Below are 13,812 nucleotides of genomic sequence, written 5' to 3' on the forward strand. Positions count from 1 at the left end.
GTAATTCGTAATTCGTAAATTCATGAAGTGTGCCTTAATTACAGGAGGCTCTCGCGGTATTGGCAGGGCAGTATGTATTAAAATGGCTGAATTGGGATATCATGTCCTGATCAATTATAAAGGCAATGAAGCCGCCGCCCAGGACACCCTGGAAGCGGTAAAGGCAAAAGGCAGCAGCGGAGAGCTGTTGCAGTTCAACGTAGGTGATGCCGCCGAAGTACAAAACGTACTGGGCGGATGGGTAGAGCAAAATAAAGATCAGCATACCATTGAGGTCCTCGTGAATAACGCCGGTATCCGGGAAGATTCCCTGATGTTCTGGATGAGCGAGGCGCAATGGAGCAATGTGTTGAATATCAGCCTGAATGGTTTCTACCACGTGACCAAACAGGTGCTGAATACGATGCTGCTGAAGCGTTATGGCCGTATCATCAATATGGTATCATTATCTGGCATTAAAGGGCTTCCGGGACAGACCAACTACTCCGCCGCCAAAGCGGGCGTAATTGGCGCTACCAAAGCGCTGGCGCAGGAAGTGGCCAAGCGGGGCGTTACCGTGAATGCCATCGCGCCAGGTTTCATCAAAACAGATATGACCGCAGAACTGAATGAAAAGGAACTGGCCGCGCAGGTGCCCATGAACCGCTTCGGTACGCCCGAAGAAGTGGCCGAAGCCGTAGCGTTCCTCACATCCAAAGCAGCTGGCTATATCACAGGAGAAGTGTTGAATATCAACGGAGGTCTCCATACTTAAAAGCAGTTTGTACATGAACCGAGTAGTGATCACTGGAATGGGAATCTACTCCTGCATTGGTAAAGATATGCAGGAGGTAAGGGATTCATTGTATAAGGGCAAATCCGGCATTGTACTGGACCCGGAGCGTAAGGTATTCGGCTACCGTTCCGGCCTGACCGGTCATATAACGCGCCCCGAACTGAAAGGGCTGCTGGACCGCCGGTCGAGGCTGATGATGCCCGAACAGGCAGAATTTGCGTATATGGCCACCCGTGAGGCACTTGCCCAGGCGGGAATGGACCAGGATTATATTGACAAAACCCCGGTAGGCTTGTTGTACGGCAACGACAGCTCGGCCAAACCGGTGGTGGAGGCTACAGACATCATGCGGGAGAAAAAGGACACCATGCTGGTAGGCTCCGGCTCCGTGTTCCAGACCATGAACTCCACTGTGAACATGAACCTGGCCACTATTTTTAAGCTGCGGGGCGTGAACTTCACCGTGAGCGCGGCCTGTGCCAGCGGCTCCCATGCTATCGGCCTCGGGTATATGTTTATCCGCAACGGTATGCAGGATGCTGTGATCTGTGGCGGCGCACAGGAAGTGAACGTATATGCCATGGGGAATTTCGACGCCATCGCCGCGTTCTCCGTCCGCGAAAATGACCCGGCCCGGGCTTCCCGGCCTTTTGACCGCGACCGCGATGGCCTGGTGCCCAGCGGCGGCGCAGCTACCGTTATCCTCGAAAGCCTCGAATCCGCCCAACGCAGAGGCGCTACCATCCTCGGCGAAGTACTGGGCTACGGATTCTCTTCCAATGGCAGCCATATCTCCAATCCTACTGTGGACGGACCCGTACGTTCCCTGCAAATCGCACTGCAGGATGCCGGCCTGAAAGCAGCGGATATCGAATATATCAACGCACACGCGACTTCCACGCCCGCCGGCGATGCCAGCGAGGCCAGTGCCATCTACGAAGTGTTTGGCGCCTCCAATCCATACGTCAGCTCTACCAAGTCCATGACCGGCCACGAATGCTGGATGGCCGGCGCCAGCGAAATCGTTTACTCTATGCTCATGATGCAGAACGATTTTATCGCCCCCAATATCAATCTGGAAAATCCGGACGGAGATGCTGCCAAACTGAATATTGCCACAAACACAATTGATAAAAAATTTAATATATTTTTGTCCAACTCTTTCGGCTTTGGGGGGACCAACTCGTCTCTCATCGTCAGAAAATGGGAGGGTATGTAAATGTTTTTTAACTTTGGAGGATAAAATCAGGATTGGGTAAGATTAACCGCTATAAATTATTTTAAAACGACCTATATCTGATTCGCACATTTTATGGATATCAAGGAAATAATAACTGTTACGAACAAGTTTCTGGTGGAGGAGTTTGAAGCGAACCCCACTGACATTAAACCTGAAGCCAACCTCAAATCTACGCTGGACCTGGACAGCCTGGATTATATTGACATGGTAGTAGTGATAGAAGATAATTTCGGTTTTAAAGTTAAACCGGAAGACTTTCAGTCTATCGTTACCTTCCAGGACTTCTACGATTATGTAACGGCGCGTGTTCAACAAAAAGAACTGGTATAATGCCTTCCTGGCAGGGAAAGTCGAAAGGAAATAAGCTGGGTTACAGTATTTTTATTTTCATATTACGATATGGAGGTGTTTACCCTGCTTATTTTCTGTTGAGATTTGTCGCTTTTTATTACTTTTTATTTTCCTGGAGCTCTTCCAAACCCATCTATCAATACTTTCATACCAAAATAGGTTACGGCACGTGGAAGTCATTACGCAGCCTGTATCGTAACTATTATATATTTGGCCAGACGCTGATCGATAAGATCGTTGTCATGGCTGATATGGCCAACAAGTTTTCATTCGATTTTGACGGGGAACATCATCTGCGCGAGATGGTGACCGGAGGTCGTGGCGGAATTATGCTGAGCGCCCACCTGGGCAACTGGGAAGTGGCCGGGCACCTGTTTAAACGGTTGCAGACCCGTATTAATATTGTCATGTTTGATGGAGAGCATCAGCGTATCAAGGAATATCTTTCTTCCGTGACCGGCGACCGGAACGTGAATATCATCGTGATAAAAGATGATTTGTCACATATCTACGCCATCAACGAAGCCCTGAGCAATCAGGAGCTGGTGTGTATGCATGCCGACCGTTTTCTGCCAGGCAATAAAACGGTGACCGCCCCGCTGCTGGGCCATGATGCCCGTTTTCCTATGGGTCCTTTCCTGTTGGCCGCCACTTTCCGGGTACCCGTATGCGTGGTGTTTGCCTTCAAGGAAACGGCCACCCATTATCATTTTTACGCCACCGAGCCCCGTTCCTACCATGGGCGCAGACAACAAGGCGTGGAAACAGCCGTGGCCGATTTTACCGCCCTGCTGGAAGAAAAGATCCGCCGTTACCCGGAACAGTGGTTCAATTATTATGATTTTTGGGAATAATCCGTGTTTTTACGCGCAATAATGTCGAATAATTCGATTTATTTCGTGTTTTGTCTATAAATAATAACTTGTGCAGATGTTTATTCATTCAGACGATATTACCGCTTATATTCCCCAGCGCACGCCGATTGTCATGATCAGTGGCATCCTGGAAGTGGACGGTCCGAAAACCCGTACCGCCCTGCATATTGCACCCGATAACGTGTTTGTGGAAAACGGAGTGCTCATGCCTCCCGGCCTTATGGAAAATATAGCCCAAACTGCCGCCGCCCGTATTGGCTACATCGCCAAACAGGAAAAAAGTCCCGTTCCCTTGGGCTTTATCGGCGCAGTAAATAACCTCGAGATATTGGAACTGCCACCCGCCGGACAAACCATCGAAACCACCACGGAAATTGGTGGCGAAGTATTCAACGCTACCATGGTAACCGGAAAAGTAATGTATGATGGCAGAGTGATGGCACAGTGTGAAATGAAAATTTTCATCAACCCGCTTAATAAATAAGTTATGATTATCCGTAAAGTTTTTACCCTGACCATTCTTATCTGTAGCTGCTTCATCAGTGCTACGCAGGCCCAGAAACTGAAAAACTTTCTGGAAAACACTGATTCTTCCTTTACCTGGCTGGGCGTTGATTTCACACAGGCACGCCTCCTCGGTGACGCTGCCGCCAGCGATGTCAACCGCCATTTCACCGGTATCAATGACGTGATCAGAAATGAGCCTAAAAAATACGATGTGAAAGGTGCTTTCCATCGTTCCAGCGTGCAATTCGATCTCAGCGAAACCAACGCAAGAAACGCCGATGTCAATGTTGACAAAATGAAGTCAGAAAATGAGGCTGACTACAGCCGGCTGAAGCCGGAAGATATCACCAAACTGGTGAAAGGCTACAAATTCGGCGACAAAAAAGGTATTGGTGTACTGTTTGTTATGGAAGCCATGAGCAAAACAGAAAAAGAAGCTGCCATGTATGTAACGGTAGTGGACATGGGCTCCCGCAACGTGCTGATGACAGAACGCATGACCGGCAAAGCGCAGGGCTTCGGTTTCCGCAATTACTGGGCTTACACCGTACACAAAGTACTGGAGCATATCGACTACAAAAAGCTGAAAGAAAAATATGCTGATGCGAAAGATCCTGTAGAAGAAGTTCCGGTAGCACCTAAAAAAGAAACTAAAACGGTGGTGGCTAAAGAAGAAAAAGCCAAAAAAGCACCGAAGAAGAAAGGATAAACCATTTGGATATTTTGTTATTTGGGAATTTGATCATTTTAAAAGGTTCCCTAAATGATCAGATTTCCAAATAACCAAATGACAAAATTGTATGGATTCAATAACCGAATGCACCGAATTTCCGGTGAAGTTTAATGAAGTGGATTCACTGAGCATAGTCTGGCATGGCCACTATGTAAGGTATTTTGAAGACGGAAGGGAGGCTTTCGGTGAAAAGTATGCTTTACGTTACCTGGATATTTTTAATGCCGGATTTACAGCGCCGGTGGTGAATATACAGTGCGACTATAAACGCCCGCTGCGCTATGGCGATCGCGTAAAGGTGGAAACCACCTTCGTAGACGACCTCGCGGCAAAGATCAGATTTAACTATGTGCTTTCCAATCCTGTTACCGGCGAAATCATCGCTAAAGGCTCCACTGTACAGGTTTTCCTGGACAAAGACACCGAGCTGCTGCAACTGACCACACCGGCTTTTTTTAACGATTGGAAAAAAAGACACTTGTATAACCACCTTTAGATAATGGATGATGGTCTTTGTAGTTGCAGATAATATTGTTGGGCCGCTGGGCGTGAATACGGATGAAAATTTTGAACAGGTCATCCGGGGCAACAGCGGCATCCGTTTACAGGACCGTGAAGACTATGGCCCTGCACCCTTCCATGGCGCTATGATGCCACATGATATGTTGGAGAAAGCCATACATGGACTTAACATCGAAGACTATACGAAATTTGAACAGCTGGTGATCGCTTCCGTTACGGAAGCGTTGTCGCATACAGCCGTACGCCTGTCTGATCCCCGCACAGGACTGATTATTTCCACCACGAAAGGAAATATTGAACTGCTGGAGCAGCAGGAGGAAGGAGTGGTTCCTTCGCCCGAGCAGTTGCAGCCTGCCGCTACGGCGCGTAAAATAGCAGCACGCCTGGGCGCCGTCAATACGCCGATGGTGATCAGCAGTGCCTGCATATCCGGACTGGTGGCCATTTTAACCGGTCAGCGCCTGATAGCCTCCGGTAAATTTGATCACGTAGTGGTAACGGGCGCCGATGTGCTCACCCGTTTTGTATTGTCCGGTTTCCAATCATTTCAGGCGGTGAGTGCAGTACCCTGCCGACCTTTCGATGCCAACCGTACCGGCGTATCGCTGGGAGAGGCTGCCGCTACCATGGTCCTCAGCAAAGACCCTCACAACGCAACAATTGTACTCGGCGCCGGCGCTATCAGCAACGACGCGAATCATATTTCCGGCCCTTCCCGCACCGGCCTGGAGCTGGCTGCTGCCATGCAACTGGCCCTCAAAGGCAGCGGCCTTCAACCGGAAGATATCGGGTTTGTATCAGCACATGGCACCGCCACGCTGTACAACGATGAGATGGAAGCTAAAGCCCTGCATCACGCAGGACTGGCAGCAGTGCCGGTCAACAGCCTCAAAGGCTACTATGGCCACACCCTCGGCGCCGCCGGGCTGGTGGAAGCCATTATCAGTGTAAAAGCCATGAAAACCGGCGTTATACTGCCCACCAAAGGATACGAAACACCCGGTGTCAGTATGCCTGTCAACGTTAGCAATACCCTGCGCCAACAACCGTCCCGCCACTTCCTCAAAACAGTGTCCGGCTTCGGCGGTTGCAACGCAGCCATGATATTCAGTAAAAAGTAACGGCGGACCAGGAACAGTCTTCTTAGTCGCCATTCTCTAAAGTCGATTTATGTTTAACAAGGAAACGAAAACAGCATTACAGGCAAAAGAAGCAGCATTGTGGCTGGCCTTCGCTCCGATAGCTTTCCAGGCTACGAGGGCTCTGCGCGACATGGGCATTCTGAAAGCAGTGAGTGACAGTGGATCTGCGGGCATCACCATTGAGGAGATAATGGAAAAAACCAATATGAACCGCTACGCAGTGAGAGTATTGCTGGAAGCCGGTTTGGGTATGGAACTGGTGATCGTGAACGATAAAAAATATACGCTGACCAAAACAGGATATTTTATCCTCCATGATCAGCTCACCCGTATCAACATGGATTTTACGCAGGATATCTGCTACAAAGGCATGTACCACCTGGAAGACAGTCTCCGCAATGGTAAACCGGAAGGCCTGAAAGAACTGGGCCCCTGGGACACCATCTACCCCGGCCTGTCGCTCCTGCCACCAGCAGTAGGCAAGAGCTGGTTCGACTTTGACCATTACTACTCCGATCTCGCCACACCGGGCGCACTGGATATCGTTTTTGAAAACAAACCCAAACGCCTGCTCGATATCGGCGGTAATACCGGTAAATGGGCGCTGGCGTGCACCGCCAAAGATCCTGAAGTGGAAGTGACCATCTTCGATATCCCCGGTCAGGCCAACATTGCCCAGCAGAAAATGAAAGATGCCGGCGTGGCGGACCGTGTACATTTCCATATCGCTAACATCCTGCATGAGGACATCCCGTTCCCTAAAGGATTTGATGCCATCTGGATGAGCCAGTTCCTCGACTGCTTCTCCGAAGCTGAAATCGTGTCCATCCTTTCCCGTTGCCGTGAAGCACTCAACGACAACGGCACCATCTACATCCTGGAGCCATTCTGGAACCGCCAGCAGTTTAAGTCAGCCGCTTTCTGCCTCCAGCAGACCTCCTTGTATTTCACCGCGATGGCGAATGGTAACAGCCAGATGTACCACACAGATGACTTCTTCCAGTGCATTACCGATGCGGGACTGGTGGTAGCAGAAGAGAATGACAAGATGGGGCTCAATTACACCCTGTTAAAAGTTAAAAAACCCTGATTATTTAGCTATTTGATTATTTGGGTATTTGATTATTGGTGTTAGGTTGTTGAATGGACTAGTGAACGAGACACCGGCAATAAAAAAATAACCAAATAAAAAAATGAACAAATTAAATTTTACCGTATGAAAACTGAACAAGTAGATGTTTTAGTGATAGGTGCGGGACCTGCCGGTACAGTAGCGGCGTCTATTATCCACCAGGCAGGTTACAAGGTGAAAATCGTTGAAAAGATGAAATTCCCCCGCTTCGTGATTGGGGAGAGCCTGCTGCCCCGCAGTATGGACGCTTTGAACGAAGCTGGTTTCATTGATGCCATTAAAGCCAAAGGTTTTCAGGAGAAATTCGGTGCCAAGTTTGTAAAAGGCGATGCCCTCTGTGACTTTACTTTCAAAGAGCAGTACACACCGGGCTGGACCTGGACCTGGCAGGTGACAAGAGCTGATTTCGATAAAACACTGGCAGATACCGTAGAAAGTATGGGCGTACCGGTTTCTTACGAAACTACGGTAACGGATATACGCTTTAACGGCTCTGATTCAGTGACCACCATAGAAGACAAAGACGGTAACAAATCCACCATTGAAGCCCGCTTTATTGTGGATGGCAGCGGTTACGGCCGGGTTATCCCCCGTTTGTTCAACCTGGAAAAAAATTCCAACCTTCAGCCACGTAAAGCGCTGTTTTCCCACACGGTAGACGTGCGCCGCTCCATGGCCGATGAGCCTAACCGTATCACGGCGGTGGTACACAAAAAAGGTGTGTGGATATGGATTATCCCGTTCTCCACCGGTGTTACCTCCCTCGGTTTCGTGGGCGATCCTGAATTTTTTGCACAATATCCCGGTACCGACGAGGAAGTATACCGTGCCCTGCTGGAAGCAGAACCATATACCCGCGAACGTTTCCGCGACGTGGAACTGGTATTTGAGCCGAGAGTGCTCCAGTCCTGGTCTGCCACCACGGATAAGTTTTATGGAGATGGTTTTGTGCTGACCGGCAACGTGACAGAATTTTTGGACCCGATTTTCTCTTCTGGCGTAACTTTGGCCTGCGTTTCCAGCCAGACGGCTGCCAAACTGGTGATCAAAAAGCTGCGCGGAGAAGAGGTGGACTGGGAAAAAGAATATATGGAACCCACCCTGCAGGGGGTAAACACCTTCCGTTCCTATGTAATGGCATGGTACGAAGGCACGTTGGACACCATCTTCTTTAAGAAAGACGCAGACCCGGTGATCAAAGGACAGATCTGTTCCGTATTGGCAGGATATGTTTGGGATATGAGCAACCCGTTTGTGAAAAACCACGATACGGCGCTGAAACGCCTGGCCCGGACCATAGAATTAACAGAAAAATTAAAAAGCAGTTCAGAGATTGAATAGCGCGGAAGCATATATTACAGGAAGTTGTATCATACGGCATCACGGTATCCGGTTAAACGGAGCATTGCTGTGGGAAGCAGACCGGAGCATGGACTTACAGGAATGGCTGCGGGCGGGATATGACCGGTTTTCCGGGCAGTATCCCAAATTCCATAAAATGGATGCCCTCAGCAAACTGGGATGGCTGGCAGCAGAAGTGCTGCTGAAACATGCTCCCGTGCAGGCGCTGCCGCCTGAAACAGTGGGCATGGTGTTGTCTAACCGCAGTGGCAGCCTGGATACAGACATCCGCTACTATGCCACCGTGAAGGATATTGCCAGTCCGGCCCTTTTCGTATACACCCTTCCCAACATTGTGATGGGTGAAATCTGCATCCGGCATGGTTTTAAAGGAGAGAATATCTTCTTCGTGTCTGAAAACTTCGATGCGGAGCTGATGAGCAGTTACCCTGTGCAGCTGCTCGCCACCACGCCGCTACAGGCCTGCCTGTGTGGTTGGGTGGAAGTGATGGGAGACGATTACGAAGTGGCCCTGTTCCTGCTGGAGAAAACGCCGCGGGGAATGGCCAGACCGGTGACAGCCGAGGCGCTGAACGAACTTTATTCAAATAACGAAATATCAACATAACAAAATATCAACATCGTAATGGAACAGCTGATGGCAGATCTGAAAAAACAGATCATCGAACAATTGAATTTGCAGGAAGTAACACCGGAAAGCATCGGCAACGATGAACCGTTGTTTAAAGAAGGGCTGGGTCTCGATTCTATCGATGCGCTGGAACTGATCGTATTGCTGCAACAGCACTATAACATCCGTATTGCCAACCCTGAACAGGGACCGGAGGTGTTTTACTCCATCCGTTCCATGGCGGAATTTATTGTTGCTCAACAAACAGCCAAAGCATGAGTGAAAAGGTGTGGATAGCAGGTGGCGGCGTCATCAGCGGCATTGGTCTGAACTTACGGGAATGCCTGCGGGCTTTCCGTGAGATGGAACCGGGCATGGGTGCCATGAAATACCTGTCATCTGTGCACCGTAACACTTTCCCGGTGGCGGAGGTGAAAGCAGATAACGATACGCTGGCGGATATGGCCGGATTACCGGAGAATATCAGCCGCACGGCCCTGCTCAGCCTGATCGCTGCCAGGGAAGCGTGGCAATCGTCCGGACTGGACGATATCTCCCGCTACCGCGTCGGATTTGTGTCCGGCAATACGGTAGGCGGTATGGACAAAACGGAAGACTTTTTCGCGGAATATCTGGCAGACAACCGTAAAGGCCGTCTGCAGCAGGTGATGCACCATGAATGCGGCAGTGTTACCGAAATAGTGGCCGATGCCATGGGCATCCGGCATCATGTGTCTACCATCAGCACAGCCTGTTCTTCCGGCGCTAACGCGCTGATGTACGGCTACCGGCTGATACGCAACAATATCGTGGACGTGGTGATTGCCGGTGGTACAGACGCGTTGACCCGTTTTACGCTCAACGGTTTTAATACCCTCATGATCCTTGACCAGCAGCCCTGTCGCCCTTTCGATGAAACCCGCACCGGGCTTAATCTGGGTGAAGGCGCCGGTTATGTGGTGCTGGTGTCCGACAGCCTGGCTGCCCAGTTGCAGCCCTGGTGCCGCCTCAGCGGCTTCGCCAATGCCAATGATGCCTATCACCAGACGGCTTCTTCGCCCGATGGTACCGGTAACTATCTGGCGATGAAAGGCGCACTGGACATGAGCGGCCTGCAACCGCAGCAGATCGGGTATATCAACCTGCATGGTACTGGTACCGGTAACAACGATGTATCGGAAGGTATTGCCATCAACCGCCTCTTTGCGCCGCATTTCCCGGCCATGAGCTCCACCAAATCATTCACCGGGCACACACTGGGCGCCAGTGGCGGTATTGAAGCGGTATTATCGGCTATCTCCGTGAAAGAGGGGATTATCTATCCTAACGCACGTTTTGAACACCAGATGAAGGAACTGCCGTTTACACCGGCCACCGCCTGGTCTGAAGGCAATGACCTCCGCCATGTGATGTCTAACTCCTTCGGTTTTGGTGGTAACTGTTCCAGCCTGGTTTTTTCCAGCTTTTAGTGATTAAATGAGAGTATGTTGACGATCTATATAAACGGCACCGGTTGTATTTCTCCGCAGGAAACTGCGGCAGGAGGACCTTTGCTGGCCCGTCTGCACGAATACGAGCAGGTAAGGCTGGCAACGGTAGACCCGGACTACAAACAGTGGATCGATGTAAAACAGATCCGCCGCATGAGCCGTGTGGTAAAAATGGGCGTTGGCGCCGCCAACCTCAGCCTGCAGGCTGCCGGCATCGCGCAGCCTGATGCTATCGTGACCGGCACCGCTTACGGTTGCCTCGATGATACCGGCGTGTTCCTGACCAAAATGGTGAATCAGCAGGAAGAAATGCTAACGCCTACTGCCTTTATCCAGAGCACACACAATACAGTAGGCGGACAGATAGCGCTGCTGCTGGGCTGCAACGGCTATAACAACACCTTTGTGCACCGGGGCTTCTCTTTTGAAAATGCCCTGCTGGACACCGTGATGATGCTGCGCGAAGGCAATGCGCAAAATATACTGGTCGGCGGACTGGATGAGCTTACCCAGCACAGCTACCAGATACTGTCCCGCTTCGGGCTGTATAAAAAAGAACCGGTGAAAACCATGGAGCTGCTGAAAAGTCCTACCCGTGGCACTATTGCCGGAGAAGGCGCTGCTTTTTTCACCCTCGGCACCAAACCGGGAGAACATACCGCGGCTGAACTGACCGGTATCAGCACCCTCTACAAACCGATGTGGGAAGGAGAGGTGATCGGCCATATCATGAAGTTTCTCGAAGACAACGCCTGTACCCCCAACGATATTGACCTCCTTGTCACCGGCAGAAACGGCGACATTGACCAGGATGACATCTATGAAGAAGTAGTGGAAGCGCTGTTTCCCGAACATCCGGAAGCGAGCTTCAAACACCTCTGCGGCGAATACCCGACTGCTGCCGGTTTCGGCATGTGGCTGGCCAACGGTATCCTGGCTGACCAGGCAGTGCCCGATGTGGCTATGTTCTACGGCAAAGCGCCCCGCAGCATCAAAAAAATATTATTGTATAACCATCATCAGGGTACACATCACTCCCTGATTTTGCTCTCCCATGTTGAATAGCCGGACCGCAAATATCATCATCATCACAAGTGTGGCCGTACTGCTGGGCATCAGATTGTCCGGCCTGTACCCGTTGTCGCTCTGGTGGCTGGTGTTGCCGCTGGTGTTGTTGCTGCCTTTCTACATCAGAGGGGCTATGAACATCCGCTCCGATTTCTTCATCAAAACTATCTGTGCTGCACCTACTACTGAAAACGTAGTGGCGCTCTCCTTCGACGACGGACCGGAGGACACGCACACACCGCAGATCCTCGATATCCTCGATGCACATCAGGTGAAAGCCGCTTTCTTTTGCATCGGCAAAAATATCGAGGGCAATACCCACTTACTGCAACGGATACACGCAGAAGGCCATGTGATCGGTAATCATACCTATTCGCATGATTTCTGGTTCGATATGTATACCAGCAGCACCATGGGAAAAGACATGGAAAAGATGGATTCCGTGACCATCAATGCCACCGGGCTGCAACCGCGACTGTTCCGCCCGCCATACGGGGTTACCAATCCTAACCTGGCAAGGGCCATCAAAAGAAACAATTATCTGCCCGTGGGCTGGAGCATCCGCTCTATGGACACCGTGGCAACAGATGAAAATAAATTATTGCAGAAAATCATGTCAGAACTGCATCCCGGTGCGGTCATCCTCTTGCATGACACCTGCAGCATCACCGCCAGTATCCTGCCCCGGCTGATCAGCGCCATCAAAGCGGAAGGGTACCGGCTGGAAAGAATGGATAAAATGTTAAAAGTGCCAGCTTATGTGTAAATGGATGATGATATGCGTGATCTCCCTGCTGTCGTTGCAACTGCAGGCGCAGTCGGGCTTTAAACCGGTCACCGACCTGTCGGCCATTAAAAAGGAATTCGCCAGGGCTGCCCAGCAGATGCAAAGTATTCAGTGCGATTTTGTGCAGGAGAAAAACCTGAGCATGCTCTCCGATAAAATTACTTCGAAAGGGAAATTCTGGTTCAAGCGGGAAAATAAAGTCCGTATGGAATATCAACAGCCTTCCTATTACCTGATGGTCATGAACGGAAAAGATATCCGTATCAAAGATGCCCAGAAGGAAAGTAAGGTGTCTGGCAAAAACAACAAACTGTTTGAACAGATCAATAAAATAACGGTGGACTGTGTACGTGGCACCGTGTTGGACAATACAGACTTCACCACCAAAGCATTTGAAAATGCACAGAGCTACCGTTTGGAGATGGTACCTGTCAACAAGGCCATGGCTGGTTATTTCAAGATGATCACCCTGGTGGTGGACAAAAAAGATTTTACGGTGTCGAGCATCACGATGGCAGAACCATCCGGTGACGACACGAACATCAGTTTTTTACATAAACAAGTGAATGCGAATATTCCGGATGCGGTATTTGTGGTTAAATAGTGTACTGTTAGTCGCCTTGCTGACCGGCTGCACATCCGTGTACAAAGGATTGCAGCGCACTGAAGGTAATGTGGACTGCATACAGCAGTTCAGCCCTGCTTTCGATGCCACGCTGTACAGTACACAGGTCAATATCCTGAAGCATCACCTGAGCGGACTGTTGTTTTTTAAGCAGATGCCCGACAGCAGCCTCCGGATAGTATTTGCCAACGAGATGGGATTCAAATTTTTTGATTTCGAATTTGATAAACAGGGGAATTTTACCAAACATTACCTGTTGCCCAAGATGAATAAGAAGGCAGTCGTGACCACGCTGCGCCAGGATTTTGAACTCGTGCTGCTGCGGCCGGACCTTCGTCAGGCGCATGTGGCAACGGATAGCCGGTACCGTTATACCGTAGTGCCTACAGCCAAAGGCAATAACTACTACATCACGGATACCGCCTGCGCACAGCTGGTGCGCATAGAGAAGTCTTCCGTACGCAAACCTGTGGTGAAAGTGTGGATGGAGCATTATACGCAGGGTACGCCAGACACCATCCGTATCGAGCATCAGAACTTCCGGTTCAATATCTCGCTACAAAAAACCCATAGATAATTACGAACGAATTGAT

General features: G+C 50.2%; 17 protein-coding genes. All 17 read left to right on the plus strand.

The window, feature by feature from the left end; genetic code table 11:
• Positions 1-22: 22 nt before the first annotated feature.
• The 17 genes from fabG to HHL17_RS30915 all read left to right on the plus strand — a co-directional run bounded on the left by fabG (position 23) and on the right by HHL17_RS30915 (position 13,796).
• Positions 23-754, plus strand: a complete 732-nt coding sequence (gene fabG / locus HHL17_RS30835; protein ID WP_169228659.1) for a 3-oxoacyl-ACP reductase FabG — start codon at positions 23-25, stop codon at positions 752-754.
• Between the two features lie 13 nt (positions 755-767).
• Positions 768-1,994, plus strand: a complete 1,227-nt coding sequence (locus tag HHL17_RS30840; protein ID WP_169228660.1) for a beta-ketoacyl-[acyl-carrier-protein] synthase family protein — start codon at positions 768-770, stop codon at positions 1,992-1,994.
• 93 nt (positions 1,995-2,087) lie between these two features.
• Positions 2,088-2,345: an acyl carrier protein gene (locus HHL17_RS30845; RefSeq protein WP_078667209.1), complete on the plus strand. Its 258-nt coding sequence runs from the start codon at positions 2,088-2,090 to the stop codon at positions 2,343-2,345.
• On the plus strand, positions 2,345-3,220 hold the full coding sequence (locus tag HHL17_RS30850) for an LpxL/LpxP family acyltransferase (RefSeq protein ID WP_169228661.1): 876 nt from the start codon (positions 2,345-2,347) through the stop codon (positions 3,218-3,220). Before HHL17_RS30845 ends, HHL17_RS30850 begins: the two co-directional genes overlap by 1 nt.
• Positions 3,221-3,296: 76 nt before the next feature.
• The gene (locus HHL17_RS30855; RefSeq protein ID WP_169228662.1) at positions 3,297-3,725 is read left to right on the plus strand and encodes a 3-hydroxyacyl-ACP dehydratase; all 429 of its coding nucleotides are present in this window, start codon (positions 3,297-3,299) and stop codon (positions 3,723-3,725) included.
• 3 nt (positions 3,726-3,728) lie between these two features.
• The gene (locus HHL17_RS30860) at positions 3,729-4,457 is read left to right on the plus strand and encodes a hypothetical protein (protein WP_169228663.1); all 729 of its coding nucleotides are present in this window, start codon (positions 3,729-3,731) and stop codon (positions 4,455-4,457) included.
• A 91-nt stretch (positions 4,458-4,548) separates the two neighbouring features.
• Positions 4,549-4,977: an acyl-CoA thioesterase gene (locus HHL17_RS30865; RefSeq protein ID WP_169228664.1), complete on the plus strand. Its 429-nt coding sequence runs from the start codon at positions 4,549-4,551 to the stop codon at positions 4,975-4,977.
• Positions 4,978-4,984: 7 nt separating this feature from the next.
• Complete coding sequence (locus tag HHL17_RS30870; RefSeq protein ID WP_169228665.1) at positions 4,985-6,124, plus strand: beta-ketoacyl-[acyl-carrier-protein] synthase family protein; 1,140 nt, start codon at positions 4,985-4,987, stop codon at positions 6,122-6,124.
• Positions 6,125-6,173: 49 nt separating this feature from the next.
• Positions 6,174-7,235: a class I SAM-dependent methyltransferase gene (locus HHL17_RS30875; RefSeq protein WP_169228666.1), complete on the plus strand. Its 1,062-nt coding sequence runs from the start codon at positions 6,174-6,176 to the stop codon at positions 7,233-7,235.
• 126 nt (positions 7,236-7,361) lie between these two features.
• The gene (locus HHL17_RS30880; RefSeq protein WP_169228667.1) at positions 7,362-8,618 is read left to right on the plus strand and encodes an NAD(P)/FAD-dependent oxidoreductase; all 1,257 of its coding nucleotides are present in this window, start codon (positions 7,362-7,364) and stop codon (positions 8,616-8,618) included.
• Positions 8,611-9,246, plus strand: a complete 636-nt coding sequence (locus HHL17_RS30885) for a hypothetical protein (RefSeq protein ID WP_169228668.1) — start codon at positions 8,611-8,613, stop codon at positions 9,244-9,246. Before HHL17_RS30880 ends, HHL17_RS30885 begins: the two co-directional genes overlap by 8 nt.
• An 18-nt stretch (positions 9,247-9,264) precedes the next feature.
• Positions 9,265-9,528, plus strand: coding sequence for a phosphopantetheine-binding protein (locus HHL17_RS30890; protein WP_169228669.1), 264 nt, complete (start codon positions 9,265-9,267; stop codon positions 9,526-9,528).
• Positions 9,525-10,718, plus strand: a complete 1,194-nt coding sequence (locus HHL17_RS30895) for a beta-ketoacyl-[acyl-carrier-protein] synthase family protein (RefSeq protein WP_169228670.1) — start codon at positions 9,525-9,527, stop codon at positions 10,716-10,718. The genes HHL17_RS30890 and HHL17_RS30895 overlap by 4 nt, the downstream gene beginning before the upstream one ends.
• Positions 10,719-10,733: 15 nt before the next feature.
• Complete coding sequence (locus HHL17_RS30900; RefSeq protein WP_169228671.1) at positions 10,734-11,804, plus strand: beta-ketoacyl synthase chain length factor; 1,071 nt, start codon at positions 10,734-10,736, stop codon at positions 11,802-11,804.
• Complete coding sequence (locus HHL17_RS30905) at positions 11,794-12,573, plus strand: polysaccharide deacetylase family protein (protein ID WP_169228672.1); 780 nt, start codon at positions 11,794-11,796, stop codon at positions 12,571-12,573. Before HHL17_RS30900 ends, HHL17_RS30905 begins: the two co-directional genes overlap by 11 nt.
• Positions 12,566-13,198, plus strand: coding sequence for an outer membrane lipoprotein carrier protein LolA (locus HHL17_RS30910; RefSeq protein WP_169228673.1), 633 nt, complete (start codon positions 12,566-12,568; stop codon positions 13,196-13,198). Before HHL17_RS30905 ends, HHL17_RS30910 begins: the two co-directional genes overlap by 8 nt.
• Positions 13,161-13,796, plus strand: a complete 636-nt coding sequence (locus HHL17_RS30915; RefSeq protein WP_169228674.1) for a hypothetical protein — start codon at positions 13,161-13,163, stop codon at positions 13,794-13,796. The genes HHL17_RS30910 and HHL17_RS30915 overlap by 38 nt, the downstream gene beginning before the upstream one ends.
• Positions 13,797-13,812: the final 16 nt, after the last annotated feature.

Source organism: Chitinophaga fulva, from assembly GCF_012927205.1.
GTDB lineage: Bacteria > Bacteroidota > Bacteroidia > Chitinophagales > Chitinophagaceae > Chitinophaga > Chitinophaga fulva.